Here is a 19,226-nt window from a genome sequence, read left to right as displayed (position 1 = left end):
ATTCTTAAGAACAGGCAAGATGCCTGTTCCACAAGGAGTTACTTTTTTGTGGGTGGGCATCTTGCCTGCCCATATGCAAGTCTTAATTAACTCTTAATTTGCAAAGTTCTACCGCGCCAAGTCCATCCCCAACCGGTTTCAGTTTTAATCGCAGAACCGATCGCAATCGCCGCCACTAACGCACCTCCGAAACCTCCCAACCACCAGTATTTCGTCGGACAGTCGGAAATCTCGGCACCCAAACGTCGCAAATTGTAATGCTGCCAAATTACGATTACGGATAAACAGATAGTTAACAAGGTAATTGGTAATTGGTAATTGGTAATTGGTAATTGGTAATTGGTGATTGTCAGAATTTCTGCAAACTCCCCGTTTCCCAGCAAAATAGCTAATGCCAACCAGGGCATAGGATAAAGAAAAAACATAATTGCAGCCATGTAAACCATCAACCCCCAACTGCGGTTAGCGCCGAGATACAAATTCTTTGTCCAGCCTTCCCACAATGCGTTCCAAGACCGATACATCCGCACGGATGCCAAATTTGACCCGGAATAAAGTCCGAGCTTTAAACCCGCACGTTTGATGCGTCTAGCTAATGCCACATCTTCAACAATAACGCTTGCAACTGCTTCGTGACCGCCTATTTTTTCGTAGCCCGATCGCCTAAATAACATGAATGGCCCGCCCGCGAAAGCACTGTCTGTTTTCGAGGGATCGTTGACGGCGGTAAAGTCGTAGCAAACTGCTAGGTGATTGAACATTATCGGCTGCACTAACCACTCGGCCAAACACTCACAAACCAGCGCTGGCATACAGGTGAACAAGTCTATTTTCTCGGTTTCGGCTGTGGCGATAGCGGTTTCGATCGCCCCCGGTTTGAGTCGCACGTCGGCATCGATAAATAATAAGAAGTCTCCGGTTGCTATTTGAACAGCTTGGGCGCAGGCCCAGTTTTTGCCCGCCCAATATTGGTTGGTTGGTCGCGGCTGACCTGCTAATATTTTAAGCCGGGGGTCGTTGAGATGCTGTTGCAGGGTTTGCCCGATCGCTAACGTCTCGTCTGTCGATCGATCGTCTACAATTAAAACCTCTAAGTTTTCCACAGACAGCGGTGTACTCTCCAAAATGGTGATCGCGCAATCCCGAATATTCTCTGCCTCGTTGTATGCTGGTACGATTACCGAAACTTTAGGGAACTGCGCGGCGGGTTCCGGTGAGGGCCTCGCGGAACTTCTGTCGGTTCGAGGCGCATTTTTGACCGATCGGCGCAAATTCTTAGTGTAAGCTCTACTTACAATCAGAGAAAAAATTAGCAGGGTTAACAATATCAAAGCGAACTGACCTCAAAATTTCGGTACAGGATTTGTCTCCCTAAATATTAAAAAATATTAAAACAAAAAGCTAGTCGATCGCCCGAAAAGTTATTTTGACCGCCTCTTTTGCTATAATTTGTGAGCATCTTTCGGCTCGCCCGCAGCGAGGGGCAAGACCCCTCACCCAGACAGCGACCGAAAAGCCGAGGATAGATATCAGTTTTCAGAGGATATTGCAATGGGCGAATTTTTTACAGTCGATGTGTTTGCGAACACGATAGCGGTACTCGGCGCTTTGGGTTTTTTCTTTTTGGGATATCAAGCTTTGCAGATGTTGAAAAGATAAAGTATGTCAGAACTGAGATGTTGCACCATTGTCAAGAACGGGCAAGATGCCCGTTCCACAAAGAATGATTTTTCTTGTGGAACAGGCATCTTGCCTGTTCCTAAACAAGTAATGGAGAATTGTGCAATATCTCAGTTAGAAGTCAGAAGTCAGAAGTCAGAAGGAAAGAAGGAAGAGGGAAGAAGGAAGAGGGAAGAAGGAAGAAGGAAAGAAAGAATAAGGAAAGAAAGAATAAGGAAAGAAACAACTATTCCGAATACCCAATGCCCTGTTTTGCCAATGCCCAATGCCCTGTTTTGCCAATGGCCTGTTTTGCCAATGCCCAATGCCCTGTTTTGCCAATGCCCAGGAACACCTAATTTACCTGAAAAAGGCTATACAACTGACTCAACAGTGCAACTGTTTCTTGCGAAAATCAACCAAAAAAAGGCTGCGTTATTATCATGGTGAGCCAACTTTTAGATGGACGCTATCAAATCATTGAAGTCATAGAAACAGGAGAATTTGGACAAACCTATCTTGCCAAAGATATTCGTCGTCCGGGAGAACCGCAGTGCTTTGTCAAGCATCTGCGTCCCGGTACTACCGAACCGAAATTAATTAATACTACGCGCCGTCTTTTTCAAAAAGAAGCAGAAGTTCTAGAAAAGCTCGGTCAACACGACCAAATTCCTCAGCTATTCGCTTATTTTGAAGAAAATGAAGAATTTTTCTTAGTTGAATCCTTTGTTGCCGGTCACTCGCTATCAACCGAGATTGTACCGGGCAAGCCTCTAACTGAAGAAAAAATGATTCCTTTGCTGAAGGAACTGTTAGAAATTTTAGTGTTTGTACACGGACAAGGAGTAATTCACCGAGATATTAAACCGGGAAATTTAATCCGCCGCTATTCCGACAACAAGTTAGTTTTGATTGACTTTGGCTCGGTGAAAGAAATTCACATCGCTCAAAGACAAGCGCCGGTAACTGTGCGGATTGGCACTCTGGAATATATGCCGATCGAACAATTTCAATACAACCCGCAACTCAACAGCGATATCTACGCTTTGGGAATGATTGGCATCCAAGCAATGACGGGTTTGCCGGCTTACGATTTGCCGAAACTGCGGGATTTGAAAAATTCTAATAAAGGCGAAATTGTTTGGCGGCATTTAGCCACCTGTTCCCAAGCGCTGGCCGATGTTTTGGATAATATGGTGCGCTACGATTTTCGGGAGAGGTACCAGTCGGCGGCGGAAGCTTTAGCCGATTTGAGGAAAATTGGCGATCGCTCGCGGGCGCGGATTCCCAAGCTAACAATATATCGCGAAGAAGTCGATCGGCGCAGCAGCAGCCGGGGTGATATTACCGTCGTCGGTCGTAGAATATTAGATGAACTGCGCGTCAGTTTGGAATTGCTGCCAGAAGAAGCAGAGGCGATCGAAGATGAGGTATTGAACCCTTACCGGAAATACAGGGAAAAAGGCGAACGCTACGAACAATCGCTGCAAGAAGCAATGCAGCAAGAATATCCCTTTTCTCTGGAAACTCGCGACGAGTTAAAACGCTTGCAGCAAGTTTTAGGGCTTACCGACGAAGATGCCGCCAAAATCGAAGAATTAGTCATTCCTAAATCTTTATTTGCTAAATTGTACAAGGCGATATCCACAGTTTTGGAGGGACACCGCAACCCCAATCCGCCACCAGCGAGTAGCATCCCTCACCTCGAATTGCCGGCAAGTCCGGCGGTATCCTCGCAGGTAAATCTGAACGGAAAAACCGATTTATCGTTAGCGCAGCCCGCCCCTACGGGGGCTACGCCAACGGAGAGGATCGGCAGCGCAGCAGCACTTGTCCCCAAAGAAACTCGCAAATTCAATCCTTATCTTGCCGGGGCAACAATTGCGGCTATCTTAGCTGCGATCGGCGGAGTTTACGGATATCTCAGGTGGCAAGAATGGCAGCAGCGAGTCCAGAAAGAATCCCAACAGATCAATCAAATTGAAGGTCTTTATAAAGCCAGCAATTATGAAAGCTGCATCAGCCAAATACCAACAATTGCCGACACTTCCAGCAGCTATTCGTCCGCTCAGGAGTTACAAGAACAGTGCCAAGCCGGTTTGCGGTGGAAGAACGCCAAAGTCAAAAATTTTGCTCAGCATTCCGATGCAGTTGGGTCTGTTGCTTTCAGTCCAGACGGCTTAATGTTAGCCAGCGGTTCTAAAGACAAAACCATCCAAATTTGGGATTTAGCTACAGGCAAGTCGATCCGCACTTTTCCAGGAGATTCCTCCACTATTTGGTCGGTTGCTTTTGACTCAAACGGTACGAAACTGGCGACTGGCACCGGTTTTTGGCGAGTCATGCTGTGGGATTTGAAAACAGGGCAAGTGATTCGCAGTCTCGACCACACTGCTTCTGTTTGGTCTGTCGCTCTGGGCCCCGACGGACAGCTTGTGGCTAGTGGCAGTGGAGACAAAACCACAAAGATTTCGGATGCAGCAACTGGCCGTTTGATTCAGAGTTTTCCAGACCATACAGATTTTGTTTATTCTGTTGCTTTCACTCCAGATGGAAAAAGTTTGGTTAGCGCTTCTAAGGATAAAAAAATTACAGTTGTGGATGTCGCAACAGGGGCGTTGCTCAAAACTCTTGAGGGACACGGCGACGCGGTGAGGTCGGTTGCTGTTAGCCCAGACGGCAAGACAATTGTTAGCGGTTCCTACGATGAAAGTATTAAAATCTGGAATATCGAAACAGGAGATTTAATTCGCTCTATCAAGGGACATTCTGACGATATTGTCTCGGTTGCTATCAGCCCGGATGGGAAGTTTATTGCCAGCGGGAGCAAGGATAAAACTATTAAAGTTTGGGATTTTGCTACAGGAGAATTGCTGAATACTTTGACGGGACATTCTGATGAGGTTTATGTGGTGACTTTTAGTCCCGATGGCAAAACTATTGCTAGCGGTTCTAAAGACAATACTATTAAGTTGTGGTTGAGGTAATCAGAAGGAAGAAGGAAGTTCGGCAACGGATTATGTAACGGATGTAACGGATGTAAAGGATAGAAGGAAGAAGGAAAAATAGTCCTTGACGCACAGACTATACTTGTAGGGTGGGCAGTGCACACCTTACTATTACAGATAGTGTAACAATTGAAAAGTTGTATCTACGACTGAAGAAGTCAGTCAACAGTCAACAGTCAACAGTATCCATTAGTCATTGGTCATTTAATTGCTGTAATTCAGCTCGTTTTTTAAGGTTTTGGGAAAGTGCCAATAAGGCGTTTCTAATTCGTCCTCAGTTGGAGACTTTTCAGTTGATTCCTCTCGGATTTGAAAAAAGTGGTAGAGGTTAGCCACAGTTAAATCGGATATTTCTTGCCAATTCGAGGCAGCTAAAGCTTGATAGCCAGTAGCGATCGCCTGCTGGCTGACATAAAATTCGTATCCCCGGCGGATTTCCGGCGACACAGCGAAGGTTAGCTGGTCGCGCAAGGATAGAAAGTGAGACTTTTGCTTTAAACTTTCATAAAGTGAAGGTTCCGCAGCTAATACCGCGAATGTAGTGTACACGCTGCTTTTTACACTCTCGCCGGTGAGTTTATCTAAACTAGCTAACTGGTGCTGCTCTTTTGGAGACAAAGTTTGCATCCAATCAACCTCATTTTGCCAAAATTCTATTACACTTAAATCATGACCGAGAATCCTAGTAACTTCGGGAAATAAAAAATCTAGTTCTGGTTCGGATTGACATCCTTTAACAACAGTTAGAAGATTTTGACAAATTTTTGATTGGAGTTCCAGCAGGCGATCGCTCACCATATCGTAGGCCCGCTGCAAGTGAAACGTGACCCCGATCGCCTGCTCGATCGCCCAAACACATTCCATTTGCCTGAGCTGTCCAGCAGAAGACAGCCCCTCCAACAAACTAGGATTATCATAAATTTTTAAAGCCTCAAACAGCATATCCCGCCCGCTATTAATTTCGGAATTCCGAAGTTTAAGATCGGGAACTGTCAGGGCTGACTGACAGCGTTTGATAGCTTTAGAAAAAATCTCATAACCGTTAACCAGTTTCTGGCGGTGCATTTCAAAACTAGAGTTGTGAGCCACCTTAAAAATCTGCTGGATCACCTCTACTCCCCTATCTTTGAGGATGTGTCTGAGATCAATAAATCCGTCTTTAATTTTTAGCTTCTGGTGCTTTGCCTCTTCTCGGATTTTTAATACTTGGTTGAGGTTTACTGCTGACAAAACTGTGCTCGATACAGCGCCAATACCAATGACAGCAGTAGTCGCTTGCATCACTGCCAAATTAATTTTCAGACAGTTAAGCATTCTGTATATTTTTTGAAACCCCTGATGAGTTTGAGCCACCTGCAACGGCGCCAGTGTCACGTACACGGGAGCTACCAGCGGCTGTATGGGGCCACCTCCGGCTAACTGTGCGAGCAATCCTAGAACTCCGCGCGAGGAGCTAGTTCCAGTTGTTGATTGATAAAAGATTTTTGCCAGCTCCACAAACTCCCCTGTCACCGAATCTCTAGCCGCAGGGAGCAATTTTCCTGTTTTGGTAGCAGGCTGTACAAGGTTGCCACTATTGAGTCGCGCCTGAGTTGCAGGGGTGAATATATAATCCATGTTGTGGCTCAGTTTCCATTCAAAAAGGCAGATGTTTTGTATTGTATGCTGTTTATGGAAACGAGGCATCAAAGGAAATGAATGAGTATCTCAAGGCATTCCAGGCTATTACCCTGTTTAGCGATCGATTGTTGGCAGACGAATATCAATCCGTGGAGATTAAACAGTCAGCTACCCAACTCAGTTTAGATGTGGAACCTTGTATTGACGAAATTAAGGAATCTGCCATCAGACTCAAAGGGCTACTTCAGGTATGTTTCAAAGATGTATCTCAGGCTGAGGATGTCTGGAATAGCAAGCCGAGAATTACTGGAGCATCTCCTGTTGATGTCTGGGAGCAAATTGGCGAACTAAGCGGATGCGATGTGAGAATTCGCACTTTAGGAAAACAGGGCAAATATGATGCTGTTGTTAAAGTTCGCAAATCGTGGCTCGACAAGGCTACAAAGTTAAAAAATCAGTGTTTTTTGTGGGATAAAAACTATCAAGTCTTTCAAAGAGATACTATCGTTTTTTTTGAAAAAGATAATTTGCACAAAGAGTTGCGACATGAAGTGGATGCCCAGGCAGAGCGAGTGATTTTAATTATGGAGAATGAACTAAGTTTAATTTTTAAAGAATTACAATCTATTGATATAGAAAAAATTGAAGTTTGTATTGAATGCTTCGACCTAAACAGTCAGTCAAAATTTAGAGAACGACTACAATCAATAGGTGGGGAGATTGTATCTAAGTTTACGGAGCCACTGAAATATTTGCCGGATTCTTATATGAAGACTTTTAAAGAAACGCTGAAAGAACCTGTAGAAACTCTGGTTCATAAAAGCAATCTGGGAATCAGTTTGGTCGATTTTGAAGATTTCTGTAAAGTGATTGGGTCAATCCTGGAGAATGTGATTTTAGCAATTTTTGATGCGCGTATGAAACTGGCAATTCAAACAGTTGAAAAAGCAATTAAATTCTACAATAATTTTTTAGAGAAGCAGGCGCGGTATCAGCAAGAGACGCCGGAACAGCGAGCGGCGGAAAAAGATTGGATCGAATACCAGCGGCAGCAACTCAGGGAAGTTCAGCAGTATATTGATGCAGTTATCAATCATTAGTCATTAGTCATTAGTTATTAGTTATTAGTTATTAGTTATTAGTTATTAGTTATTGGTTATTGGTCACTGGTTATTGGTTATTGGTCACTGGTTATTGGTCACTGGTTATTGGTTATTGGTTATTAGAACGAACAACTAACAATTAACAAATAACCACTGACCACTAAAAACAGTCAACAGTCAACAGTCAACAGTCAACAGATTATTGATATTGACCGCTGATTTCGTAAACGATCGCGCCCAAAGACGCTAAGCTAGCTAAAATTAGCATTCCGGCGGGCATGAATTTTTGAGTTTTAACAAGGCGCACAATAAAGACTATTACTAAAACAGCGGAGATGGCTGCTGCTAATGTTAAACCCCAACTTTGTCCCATAAGCTGGGCGGTGCCGGCAAAAATTAGCAGGGAACCGCTAATCAAGCCCGAAATGAGCGAGGCTTGGCTTTTAGCCTTGATATAACCCATGATGCCGCCAACCAGTGTTAAAATGCCGTAGCCGATCGCCGCTGCTGTACCTAAATTCATTTTTAATCCTCCCGATTTCACAAGTGCATCTAAATTTATACAGCGCAGCCTGCAATTAGTGTCACGAATTGTTAGAAAATTTATTAAAGCCAGTCAGGATATGTAACTGTTATACAATTGCCATTATGTCAGCCCTAACTTCTGGTGCGATCGCCCAAATCCGTTACCTCCAGCGCCAAGCAGCATCCCTGCTGCTGTATCAATCGGTTCTCAAAAGCCCCGCAGGTCAAGCTTTTCTCGATTTGCTGCAAGCCCTTCACCACAGCGAAGTCAGCGGTTTGGAATGTCAGGTAGCTTACGGGAACTGGTTCAAACTTCAGGCTGCTAAAAATTTAAGCTGGAAAGATTCTCTGATTTCCGAAATTCTCAAAGACGAAAACCCCTTTTCACGCCGAGCTCAGCAAACAGATTTTGCAAGTTTGCCCCCCGCGTTGGTGGAGGCCGCCCGACATGATTTAGAAGTGCTGCAAAATATTTACGAATGCAGCAGCGAACAGTTGAGCAAGTGGGTGCGGGTAGCGGGTCAACTTGACGCAGTGCCTCCGATTTGGCATTCAGAAACTGTAGCAGAACAGGGAGATTTGCCGCTGCACGGAAAACTGGAAAAATGGTCGAGCGCGGCGGAATCTTTGGCAGTTTATTACCGACAGTTTGGCACGGGTTTGTTTGCCGAATATCGCGCTTTTAGGTGGCGGGGAGGGGAGTTGGCAAATATTTCGCATCCCGATCGCATAACTTTAAAAGAGTTGGTTTGCTGCGATTGGCAGCGGGATGCTCTGGTGAAAAATACGGAGTTTTTGCTGGCAGGTTATCCGGCTTTGCACGTTTTGCTGTACGGCAGCCGCGGTTCCGGCAAGTCTTCTTTGGTGAAGTCGCTATTAAATGAATTTGGATCTCGCAATCTGCGCTTGATTGAAGTATCTAAATCGGATTTGCAAGATTTGCCGCTAATTGTCGAGCAGTTGCGGGGAGTTCCTCAAAAGTTTATTATTTTTGTGGATGACCTGTCTTTTGAGGAAGATGACGATGCTTTTAAAGCTCTGAAAGTTGTCTTAGAGGGGAATGTCACTGCTCGCTCTCAAAATGTGGTAGTTTACGCCACATCTAACCGCAGGCATTTAATTCGAGAGTTTTTTGACGACAGGCCTCGCCCCCGCGATGGAGACGAAGTTCACGCTTGGGATACTGTGCAGGAAAAACTTTCATTTAGCGATCGATTTGGCTTGACTTTAACTTTTGAACCGGCCGATCAAAACACTTATTTAACAATTGTCCGACATCTGGCAGAACTTGCTGGAATCAAACTCGCTCCCGATGATTTGGAACACCGCGCTAAAGAATGGGCAACTCGTCGCAATGGGCGATCGGGCAGGACTGCGCGGCAGTTTGTTGATTTCCTGAAAGCAGATTTAGCCCTTTTTGACAAGTAGATCGGTGGCGCTGGGAAGGCGGGTTTTAACTGAGATGTTACATCCTTCTCAATAAGTTTTTTATGAACAGGCATCTTGCCTGTTCCACAATAAAATTCACTCTTTGTGGAACAGGCATCTTGCCTGTTGCTTACAATGGTGCAAGATGCCTGTTTTAGCCGATATATGGGAAGGCAATTCTGGATAGGAATCAACCCGCCCTTACAGCACCCAAGGGCGAAATAAAAATTCTTAATTTTTTCATAATTTTATTGATAACAACTAACTAACAAAATTTGATATAATTATCAAAATCCCCAAAGAAACCTCCAGAGCCAGAACCCATCCTGACTCCCTAAATCGACCACTAAATAACGAGGAAAATATCATGGGTTTATTTGATAAAGTATCGCAGACTCGCCAACAAACGGACGTAACGTTAGGGCCTGCCGAATCATTTGCGGCGATCGCGCTAATTGCTGTAGCAGCCGACGGTTACATCAATGACAGCGAAAGTAAAGCGATTAGCATGACGCTATCTCGGATGCAACTGTTCCGCAGTTATCCCGATGACGTGATGAGAAAAATGCTCGAACGCCTGCTGATGATTCTGCAACGGCAAGGAGTTGAGGTACTGTTTAATGCGGCTTTAGCAACGCTTCCCGACGAACTTAAAGAAACTGTTTTTGCTGTGACAACTGATATCGCTTTAGCCGATGGCGAGGTTTCAGAAGAAGAAGAACAACTTTTGAACGATCTTTACAGTGCATTGGGGCTTTCCGAAGATGTTGCACTCAAGATTATAGACGTGATGTTGATTAAGAACAAAGGTTAAAAAAGAAGGGGGAGCAGTGAGGAGAGCGAATTTTACAATATAAAAAATTAGCGCCTACTTACTTAGCTGATAACTTCTCCAAAAGTGCGGGTTTACCGATATGATGGTTGGTAAAATTGCGATCGAATTTGCGATCGCCCGCTACTACCTCAAATGCCTTTCACTTACACCCGCACTGTTCGCTTTCAAGATACCGATGCTGCTGGAGTCGTTTACTTTGCTAACGTTTTGGCGATGTGCCACGAAGCTTACGAGGCATCTCTAGCAGCATCCGGAATCAATCTCAAAGCATTTTTAAGCAATTTCGAGGTTGCTTTTCCCATAATTCATGCTAGTGTAGATTTTTATCGCCCAATGTTTGCGGGCGATCGGCTGATAATTCAATTGACGCCCAAACAACTTACTGGCGATGAATTTGAAATTGCCTATCAAGTATTTTCTGAGGAAGTTGCAGGAAGAAGCGCTGCTAAAGCTCTGACTAAGCACGTCTGCATCGATGCAGTTAGCCGAACTAGAAAACAGCTATCTGAAGACTTGATACAGTGGATGAGGAAATTTGAGATTGAGATTTCCGATTAGTTATATCTTTAAATAATAGCAGGGAATGACTGTCAAATTTCTGTTTGGTTGATAATTATTTCTGAATTGTTGATAGTATGTCAAATCGCAATTATGCCATTGTGGGCACGGGAGCTTTAGGCGGATTTTACGGTGCTAGACTGCAACAAGCAGGTTTAGAAGTCAATTTTTTGCTACGCAGCGATTACGATCACGTCAAAAAACACGGTTTGATTGTCGAGTCTCCCGAAGGCAACTTCACCCTCCCCCACGTCCGCGCCTACCACGACGCGCACAAAATGCCTCAGTGCGACGTAGTAATTCTAGCGCTGAAAACAACTCAAAATCACTTGTTGCCAAAAATTTTGCCTCCTTTATTAAAGGATAACGGCGCGGTTTTAGTATTGCAAAACGGATTAAATACGGAACCGGAAGTCGCTAAAATTGTCGGTGCAGAACGAGTGCTTGGCGGGCTGTGTTTTCTCTGTTCTTATAAAGTTGGGCCAGGTCACATCTGCCACCTAGATTACGGCACTATCACGCTGGGAGAATATGCCCAAGACTACAAAGCCATCGGTATTACTGATAGATTGCACCAAATTGCTAAGGACTTTAAACGTGCTCATATTCCTATTAAAATGAGCGAAGATTTGCTATTGTCAAGGTGGAAAAAGCTGGTTTGGAATATTCCTTATAACGGGCTGTCTGTAGTATTGGATGCGAGAACTGACGAACTGATGGCTAATCCTGATACTCTGATTTTAGTGGAGGAAATCATGGGGGAAGTGGTAGCGGGAGCCAAAAGTTGCGATCGCATTATTCCCGATGAATTTATCCCACAGATGCTGGAATACACTCAGAAAATGAAGCCTTACCGCACCAGCATGAAAATCGATTATGATGAATCGCGACCCCTGGAAGTTGAGGCGATTTTTGGTAATCCGATACGGGTGGCGCAGCAGGCAGGTATTAAGTTGCCCCAAATAGAGGTACTTTACCGAATGTTGAAGTTTGTGGATGTTCAAAGACAAGAAGCGGAGAGGACGAGAAGGCTATTAGGTTTGTCGTAATTAGTCAGTTGACTGTTGACTGTTGACTGTTGACTGTTGACTGTTGACTGTTGACTGTTGACTGTTGTCAGAAATAAGCATGAGAAATTCTGCCTTCTGCATTGACTGCGCCTAATAATTATTGATATTTGCTCGCAATTTTTTGCAATTGTTCTCGATTAACTTTGCCTTGAGAATTGCGCGGCAATTTTTCGACGATAACCCAATATTTCGGCCGTTTAAACTTGCTCAACTTATCTTCTATTGCCGCTTGCAGATTGTTGACAGTAACTTCGGAATTAGCGGGAACGTAGATAGCTGTAACGACTTGACCCCAATCTTTGTCTGGCAAGCCAATTACAGCAATATCCGCCACTAAATTAGTCGATCGCACAACGGCTTCGACTTCCGCCGGAAATACATTTTCTCCGCCTGTGATAATTTTGTCGCTGCTGCGTCCGACGATATTTAAGTAGTTATTTTTATCAAAAAATCCCAAATCGTCTAATTGGAAGTATTGGCGATCGGCAAAATTTTCAGGATAATAACCCAACGCCAAAGATTTAGCATTGACCGCAATATTTCCGATTTGATTGTCGCACAAAATCTCGCCATTGGCACTGCGAATAGTTATTTGAGCGTGCGGTAAAGTTTGACCGGAACTGTTATTACCCGCGAGAAAATCTTCGGGTTTTAGTGTAGCAATTTGCGAGGCTGTTTCGGTCATGCCGTAACTAGGCGCTAATTTGATTTGATAGTTTCTAGCTGTTTCTAAAAGTTCCGGCCAAGCGGGAGCACCGCCCAAAAGTACAGCCTGAAACCGTCCAAGCCAATTAGCTGTATCTGGGTTTTGCAGCAGCCGTTGCAGTTGAGTTGGAACTAAAGAAATGAAAAATTCTTCGGGTTCGATGTCGCATATTTGACCATTTTCTAATTCTTTAAATGGCTGAATAGCGAGTTTTCCTTTGGTAGTAAAGGAACGCATGAATTGCATTAAACCGCTGACATGATATAATGGCAAAACGCAAAATGAGTTGATTTTGTCAGCTTGAAAATATTGTTGAAAGCCTTGCACTGATGCGGTTAGCGTTTCCCAAGTGTGGATGGCAAAACGAATTTTTCCTGAAGAACCGCCGGTGGGAATCATGATTGTATCAAAACCGTTTTTAGAATGGAATTCGGGCGAATGGAATTCGCGGCTACACAAACGAAGTCCGCCTTCGCGGACTGGAATATGGGGAGTGATTGCAAGCGGGTATTGTCCTAAAAATATGTCTGGTTGAACTAAATCAAAGACTTGTTGCCATTCTTGTTTTACCCAGTTAGGATTGCACAGAAAAATCGGGCATTTTGCGGCGCGGGCGGCGATGAAACTGGCAAGAAATTGCACGGGTTCTGGTTCGGCAAGGCAAATTTTTGGGGGTGTTTTTTGTGCTGGATTTTGGGTGATTTCATGAAATAGCCGATCGACAATTTGGGCAAATTCGCGACTGTCACAACCGATAAGCCAATTATCGGGCAAGCTAGCCGCGATATCCAGGATATTTACTGTTAGATTTGTTGCCATAGATGCTTTCACCAAGTTTCTCGATCCAAAACAATTACCTAACCCGCTTGATGTAGTCGTGGGAGTAATCTAAAATCTAAAATCTAAAATCTAAAATCGAATGATTGTCGTCGAACCAGCAATCGGTGCCGAAGCCCTGTGCTCTCTTATTTACAGATAATTCGGTTGCTAAATTTAATGCTGCTTGTCTGCCGATTTCGGTTTCAAATACTGATGAGAAAACAGCGTCTATGTTGTGAGTTTTACAAAATTTTCGCAGTTGAGATGGAGAACCAGCAATCGCAGGTTTAATGACGAAAATGCCCCGCCAGCCTTGGCTGTAGCACTCTTGGATGCGATCGAGGTTGGCAGCAGATTCATCAAGGGCGATCGCAGTTGCATAAATAGCATTCAATTCTACCATTTCCTGAAAATGTGTTACGGGCAGCGGCTGTTCCAAAAATTCAATGCTTGCGGAAAAGTCGGGAGTTGCTTTTACCTTGTCGCAAGCTTCCAGCCATGTTTTAGCCTGCGAGTAATTGAGTCCCCCGTTGGCATCTAAGCGCAAAAATGCTTTTTCGCGATCGCACAATTTGTGCATTGCTTGGATTAGCTGCTGAAAAATCTTTAATTCTTGTTCAATTGCAGCAACGCCAATTTTCCATTTAAACGTGCGATATCCCTCTAACCAAAGAACTTGCAAAGCCTGCAAAGCTGTTTCACCTGCTGGCAATAAACCGCTGTACTGACTCAGCCTCTTCTCCTCCTCTTGGCAAAGGTAAGTTAAATTTTCACTTTTCTCCCCCCCTTGGCAAGGGGGGGCTGGGGGGGGTGAATTTGGCTCGTTTAGTGCTGACTCAAAGCCAAATTGACAAGCAGGCAATTCAGCGGAAATTGAAAAAATAGTTTCTTCTGAAATATTAGTCGCCAGCGATTTACAAAAATCTAAAGCTTGCTCAAAACTTTCGGAACCAAACCAACTCAAAGGAGCAATTTCTCCCCAACCACTTCGATTATTTTCGCCAACAAGTCGCAGGATAATTCCTTCGCGAATATCCCAAATGCCGTGACTTGTTCGCAGTGGACGGTTAAATTTTCGCTGATAAGTGCGAAACTCGAATTGATAAAGCATTTGTTTTTTAGTTAATCATAAAATTGTCTCACAAGTGCGACAAACGTATCAATATTTTCAAAATGGATATTGTGACCAGCTTTTGGTACAATTTCCAGACGCGCAGCCGGACACAAGCTGGCAATTTCGATATTTATAGTTGTAAATTTATCATCATATTCTCCCGCGAGCAAGAGGAGAGGGATTTGATTTTGTGCGAGTTTTTCCCAGAGAGAGGGCTGGTTGCCGATTCCCATGTTGCGGAGGGATTTGGCTAATTCTAAGGGATTGTTTGCTAAGCGGGTTTCTATGAGTTTGTCGAAGTGGGGAGAGTTTTTTAAAGATTTGAATAAAGGGCGATCGTACCAGTTGAATAAAAAATCTTTAATGTTGCTATTTTCCAGCTTTTGTGCTAGCTGTAAATCGGCTTCCAGGCGGTGCGATCGCTCTTTTTCTGTCTTCAATCCCGGAGAAGCTGACTCTAACACTACTTTCTCGAATCTTTCTGGAAAATGTAATGTCATGTACAGTGCCAATCGCCCGCCCATTGAATAGCCCAACAACAAACATTTGTCTATTTCTAAGTCATCTAATAAGTGTATCAATGCTTGGGCAGTCTTTGACATATTGTAGCAAGTTTCATCGCCGTTGACTTTGGTTTTTCCGTGGCCGGGAAGGTCAACTGCTAGACAGCAATAACTTTTAAGAAGTAAGGGAATGATGCTACTAAAGTCTTGACTGTTGCCAGTGAATCCATGCAAAAATAAAAGTGTCGGTTGATTCTTGTTGCCAGTTAAGGAATAGTGAAATTGATAATTTTTAAATATCTCCATATACAATTATTACTATAATTGCCGTATTTACTGAAATCTAATTTCCGCATCGCCAACAGAGATAACTGCCTGAAAACGAGTGAGAAAGTCCATACCAAGAAGACCATCTATACGAACATTTGGCGGTATATCGTGGGCAAATACGTCAAAATTTTCTATTAGTTGACCCACGCAATTAAACCAAGATACATTAATTACAGGAACATAGATTCTTCCTTGACCTGTAAAGATTTATTGCCTGCGGAGAGGATTGCGCGTATCGTAACCCAAATCCTCTAATGTTTTAACTGGCAATATTGTGTAGCTGGCTCCCGTATCCACCAATAAACGCACCCGATACTCAGTAGCCTCACCATTATTTCCACCAATGGTTGCTTGCACCGCGAGCAAATTTCGTCCGTGACGCAACAAGCGATAAGCTTTTTGATAATCTGGCATTTTTGTTACAACATAGCTGCTAAGTCTTCAGGGATAGGGCCGGTGTATTCTATTGCCACCGATTTTCCCTTCCTTGACAAAGCATTATTGTAAAGCAAATCGCGCTCCGGTGAGTGTGCTAAAACTTCACCTCGAATTACATTCAAATCCTCATCCAGTTCAGTGTAAGCAATTAGCACCCACTCGCTAGGATATAAGTGGATGATTTCTTCTAAACTCATAATTTTGCCAATTTCTGTTTGCGTACTCATGCTTTGATTCTCCTTTTGACCATTCAATGTGAGGTACGGATTGCTAAATTAAAGAAGATTTTGAGAAGTCGCCCAACTCTGCCAACTCCCCCAACTCCCTCAGCTTAGCAAACCATACCTCCAATTTACCGGAATTCTCGATCGCCCGATCTACAAACCAAAGCCCAACGCCAGCAGCAATCCGCTCGAAAAATGCAGCGTGACTGCGATAAACTTAGAGTTGCTGACCTTTGCCGGTTGGTCGTGATAGTCTGTGACATGGTGGCAAAGGTCGATCGCAAATGGCAAACTCCCAAAAATTAACAACGTCCAACTTGGGAACATTCCCAAAGCCACAAATAGCACAGTCAAAGCATAAACGCTGCCGCATAACCACTGCAACAACTGAGCACCTTTTTTCGTACCGAGTCGCACAATTGGCGATTTTTTACCCGCCGCCACATCGTCCTCAACTTGGTGAAAGTGAGAACAAAATAAGATGATACTCGTAGTAATTCCCACGATTGCCGACGCTGCAAAATTAGTGGCAGACCAAGTTTGAGTCTGACTATAATAAGCAGCGGCGAAAGCTAGCGGCCCAAAAGTGAAAAAGCAGATTATTTCCCCCAAACCTTGATAGCCAAGACGAAACGGAGGCCCTTGATAAGTGTAGCCCAGTGCACAGCACAAAACTACCAGCAAAATTACTGTTGGGTCTTTTTGCCACCAGCTTATGGCGCAGATTCCCGACACTCCGACTGCTAAAAACAGATTAGCCAGCCCGAAAATTAAAGCTTTATTTCCGGTTAAGTTAACTAGAGAATGTGCTTTATTTTTATCGATGCCTGTTTCCGAGTCAAATACATCATTGCTGAGATTCAGCCATGCTATAATCAAAATGGCTGACATTAAAAATGTCGAAAAGATTGACGAATTAATCGTTTGAGTTTCGGCAAAAGCAACTGCTGTTCCTACTGAAATAGGAATCACCGCAACGCTGTACATGGGCGGCTTGATTGCCGCCAGCCACAATTTACTATTTGGACGTTCAATTAACTTTGTTGTCATCACACAAACTTGATTCAATTGATAGCAGTTTAGTAATTTTACAATTTTATTGGTGAACAAAGTCTACTCTCGATCGGGTTGAGTGCGCGGCTGACATCCACACAGAGGCTGTGGCGGCACTCAAACAGCGCAAGTAGCCCGTCTGTAAACCTCTGCGGGGGGCGATCGACTTTTGCGAAATTTAGCCGATCGATCTTAAAGTTTTGTGTCTAAATGTTTCGCTCGATCGCCCGACGGTCGGTTTTTTTCCCCAACAGAGCCCAAACAGGGAGGGAAACTCAAAAGGTCGTGTTTTGCGATCGCCCTCCCGTGCTTAGATCGAAATAGGGGTTTTAGCCGGACAAACCCACACTCTATCTGACAAATCTGCTATTCTCGCTTTCATGACAGTAATACCGCACCGCGCTAATCTCTTGCAAGACCGCAATCAACTGCATCAGTTTCTGTTAAATTGCCAGCAGTCTTTAACCGAGAAAGAACGCACAAAAATAGTTAGTATTTCTCAGGAAATTTATCCCCTCGATCCGCTAGCTGTACTGCAAGAGATTTCCGAACCTTGTCAGCGGCACTTTTACTTTGAAAAAAGAGACCCCATTGCCGGCAAAAGTTTTGCAATTGCCGCCCTTGATTCGGCAATCCATCTCACCGTAGCAGGAACCGATCGATTTGTGGCAGCTCAAAACTTTATTCGTTCAACAGTTGCCAATACAATTACCATTGGTGCGGAACGCTTGCCATTTAGCGGGCCTCACTTTTTTTGTAGCTTTGCTTTTTTTGATGAGAACATTGCCGCTAATTCTTACTTTCCGCCCGCCACCATATTTTTACCAAAATGGCAAATTACCCGACAGAAAGATAGCTGCATTCTCGTCGCCAATGCCGTAATAGAAAAAGATCGAAACGTTAAAAACATTGCTGAAAATATTTGGCAAACTTTTGATAAGATTGAATCTCGTAAATACCATAAACTAACTACTGCGATCGACAGTTCGATATCTTTGAAACAAATCCCCGTCAATGATGCTAATCAATTCAAAGCATCAGTCAAGTCTGCTTTAGAATTGATCGCATCTAAATATTTTAGTAAAATTGTTTTATCTCAAGCAATTAATGTGATTGCTCAAACCCCTTTCAGTTTAATAGATTCATTAAACAACTTGCGCCTCAGCTATCCAGATTGCTATGTATTTTCAACCAGTAACGGCAAAGGACAAAATTTTATCGGTGCCAGTCCAGAACGCTTAATTAGCATTCACAACAATCAGTTATTAACAGATGCTTTAGCAGGTTCGGCACCGAGGGGAAAAACTGAGGCGGGTGATGCGAAATTAGCCCAAGGATTGCTAGAGAGTGAGAAGGATATTCGCGAACATCAAGTTGTGATTGACTTTATTGTCGATCGCCTGTCTAAACTCGGCATAACTCCCAAATTTTCCCCAGTGCCCAGACTGCTGCAACTATCAAACATTCAGCATTTGTGGACACCCATCACAGCTCAAATTCCCCCTGATATTCATTTATTAAAGATTTTAGCTCAACTGCATCCAACCCCAGCGGTAGCGGGCGTGCCGAGAGATATTGCCCTAGAACAAATTCGCCGCTGCGAAAGCTGCGATCGCTCTTTGTACGCAGCACCCCTCGGCTGGATCGATCGCAGTGGCAACGGCGAATTTGCTGTGGGAATTCGATCGGCTTTAATCGACGGCGATCGGGCTATACTTTATGCTGGTGCTGGTATTGTTGCCGGTTCGGAACCGGAAAAAGAACTAGCAGAAATTCAGCTCAAATTACAACCACTTTTAAATGCTTTAGTTTAATTCAGCTAATGTGCAGAATGTAGAGTTGTCTGGCTAATTGATTGAGTCTGTGTTAATGTTTAATTTTCACCTCCTCAAAATGTTCTACTATGGGAAAAGGATCGTAAAAATGGTGAAGCATTCTTTTCCACTCTTGATATTCAGCGGAATTCCTAAATCTAATTGTATGAGATTCTAAATTTTCCCATCTCACTAATAATAGATATTTTCCTTGAACTTCTGTGCAGCGATGAAGTTCGTGAGATAAATATCCATCTATAGACGCTATCAGACTGGATGCTTCTGTAAAAGCTATCTCAAAATCACCCTCACAGCCAGATTTTACATTAAGCACAACCGCCTCAAGAATCATAAAAATGTATCCTGACAATTATTTGGGTATAATATCGTAGCACAATACAGAGTTGAGCTACTCAGGT

The 19,226-nt window shown here is 43.7% G+C and carries 18 protein-coding genes; 8 read left to right on the top strand and 10 right to left on the bottom strand.

Annotation, left to right across the window (positions count from 1 at the left end):
- Nucleotides 1-86: 86 nt before the first annotated feature.
- Nucleotides 87-1,331, bottom strand: coding sequence for a glycosyltransferase family 2 protein (locus QUA43_RS21415; RefSeq protein WP_333376308.1), 1,245 nt, complete (start codon nt 1,329-1,331; stop codon nt 87-89).
- A 331-nt stretch (nt 1,332-1,662) separates the two neighbouring features.
- On the opposite strand from QUA43_RS21415, the gene QUA43_RS21410 reads away from it, so the two are divergent.
- Together QUA43_RS21410 and QUA43_RS21405 are read left to right on the top strand one after the other, a co-directional pair.
- Nucleotides 1,663-2,109, top strand: a complete 447-nt coding sequence (locus QUA43_RS21410; protein ID WP_333376307.1) for a hypothetical protein — start codon at nt 1,663-1,665, stop codon at nt 2,107-2,109.
- Entirely contained in the window at nt 2,103-4,646 is a 2,544-nt protein-coding gene (locus tag QUA43_RS21405) for a protein kinase domain-containing protein (protein ID WP_333376305.1), read from the top strand. The genes QUA43_RS21410 and QUA43_RS21405 overlap by 7 nt, the downstream gene beginning before the upstream one ends.
- 225 nt (nt 4,647-4,871) lie before the next feature.
- Here QUA43_RS21405 and QUA43_RS21400 read toward each other — a convergent pair whose 3' ends face one another.
- A complete protein-coding gene (locus QUA43_RS21400; protein ID WP_333376303.1) occupies nt 4,872-6,284 on the bottom strand; it encodes a hypothetical protein in 1,413 nt (470 codons plus the stop codon).
- 77 nt (nt 6,285-6,361) lie between these two features.
- Here QUA43_RS21400 and QUA43_RS21395 point away from each other — a divergent pair, with 77 nt between their 5' ends.
- Nucleotides 6,362-7,387 carry a hypothetical protein gene (locus tag QUA43_RS21395; RefSeq protein WP_333376301.1) on the top strand — a complete coding sequence of 342 codons (1,026 nt, stop codon included), beginning with the start codon at nt 6,362-6,364 and terminating at the stop codon, nt 7,385-7,387.
- Between the two features lie 202 nt (nt 7,388-7,589).
- Here QUA43_RS21395 and QUA43_RS21390 read toward each other — a convergent pair whose 3' ends face one another.
- Nucleotides 7,590-7,913 (bottom strand): TMEM14 family protein, encoded by a 324-nt coding sequence (locus QUA43_RS21390; RefSeq protein WP_190735279.1) that lies wholly within the window; start codon nt 7,911-7,913, stop codon nt 7,590-7,592.
- A 125-nt stretch (nt 7,914-8,038) separates the two neighbouring features.
- Between QUA43_RS21390 and QUA43_RS21385 the strand changes: the two genes are divergently transcribed.
- The 4 genes from QUA43_RS21385 to QUA43_RS21370 all read left to right on the top strand — a co-directional run bounded on the left by QUA43_RS21385 (nt 8,039) and on the right by QUA43_RS21370 (nt 11,785).
- A complete protein-coding gene (locus tag QUA43_RS21385; RefSeq protein WP_333376299.1) occupies nt 8,039-9,343 on the top strand; it encodes an ATP-binding protein in 1,305 nt (434 codons plus the stop codon).
- A 367-nt stretch (nt 9,344-9,710) separates the two neighbouring features.
- A complete protein-coding gene (locus tag QUA43_RS21380; RefSeq protein WP_333376297.1) occupies nt 9,711-10,157 on the top strand; it encodes a tellurite resistance TerB family protein in 447 nt (148 codons plus the stop codon).
- A gap of 153 nt (nt 10,158-10,310) precedes the next feature.
- Nucleotides 10,311-10,736, top strand: a complete 426-nt coding sequence (locus tag QUA43_RS21375; RefSeq protein ID WP_333376294.1) for a thioesterase family protein — start codon at nt 10,311-10,313, stop codon at nt 10,734-10,736.
- A gap of 77 nt (nt 10,737-10,813) precedes the next feature.
- Nucleotides 10,814-11,785, top strand: a complete 972-nt coding sequence (locus QUA43_RS21370; protein ID WP_333376292.1) for a putative 2-dehydropantoate 2-reductase — start codon at nt 10,814-10,816, stop codon at nt 11,783-11,785.
- Nucleotides 11,786-11,903: 118 nt separating this feature from the next.
- On the opposite strand, the gene QUA43_RS21365 is transcribed toward QUA43_RS21370, so the two are convergent.
- The 6 genes from QUA43_RS21365 to menA form a co-directional block, all read right to left on the bottom strand.
- A complete protein-coding gene (locus QUA43_RS21365; protein ID WP_333376291.1) occupies nt 11,904-13,331 on the bottom strand; it encodes a 2-succinylbenzoate--CoA ligase in 1,428 nt (475 codons plus the stop codon).
- Between the two features lie 76 nt (nt 13,332-13,407).
- Entirely contained in the window at nt 13,408-14,442 is a 1,035-nt protein-coding gene (locus QUA43_RS21360) for an o-succinylbenzoate synthase (protein ID WP_333376289.1), read from the bottom strand.
- Nucleotides 14,443-14,453: 11 nt separating this feature from the next.
- On the bottom strand, nt 14,454-15,254 hold the full coding sequence (gene menH, locus QUA43_RS21355) for a 2-succinyl-6-hydroxy-2,4-cyclohexadiene-1-carboxylate synthase (protein ID WP_333376288.1): 801 nt from the start codon (nt 15,252-15,254) through the stop codon (nt 14,454-14,456).
- 231 nt (nt 15,255-15,485) lie between these two features.
- Complete coding sequence (locus QUA43_RS21350; protein WP_333376285.1) at nt 15,486-15,692, bottom strand: retropepsin-like aspartic protease; 207 nt, start codon at nt 15,690-15,692, stop codon at nt 15,486-15,488.
- Nucleotides 15,693-15,697: 5 nt separating this feature from the next.
- A complete protein-coding gene (locus QUA43_RS21345) occupies nt 15,698-15,943 on the bottom strand; it encodes a hypothetical protein (RefSeq protein WP_333376284.1) in 246 nt (81 codons plus the stop codon).
- 150 nt (nt 15,944-16,093) lie between these two features.
- Entirely contained in the window at nt 16,094-16,990 is an 897-nt protein-coding gene (menA, locus tag QUA43_RS21340) for a 2-carboxy-1,4-naphthoquinone phytyltransferase (protein WP_333376282.1), read from the bottom strand.
- Between the two features lie 383 nt (nt 16,991-17,373).
- On the opposite strand from menA, the gene QUA43_RS21335 reads away from it, so the two are divergent.
- Nucleotides 17,374-18,807, top strand: a complete 1,434-nt coding sequence (locus QUA43_RS21335; RefSeq protein ID WP_333376280.1) for an isochorismate synthase — start codon at nt 17,374-17,376, stop codon at nt 18,805-18,807.
- Nucleotides 18,808-18,859: 52 nt separating this feature from the next.
- On the opposite strand, the gene QUA43_RS21330 is transcribed toward QUA43_RS21335, so the two are convergent.
- Nucleotides 18,860-19,159 carry an antibiotic biosynthesis monooxygenase gene (locus QUA43_RS21330; protein ID WP_333376279.1) on the bottom strand — a complete coding sequence of 100 codons (300 nt, stop codon included), beginning with the start codon at nt 19,157-19,159 and terminating at the stop codon, nt 18,860-18,862.
- Nucleotides 19,160-19,226 lie beyond the last annotated feature (67 nt).

Origin of the sequence: Microcoleus sp. N9_B4, from assembly GCF_036701635.1 — a bacterium.
Classification (GTDB): domain Bacteria; phylum Cyanobacteriota; class Cyanobacteriia; order Cyanobacteriales; family Microcoleaceae; genus Microcoleus.
The sequence above is the reverse complement of the archived record's forward strand: the minus strand, read 5'-3'. Positions and strand labels throughout refer to the sequence as shown.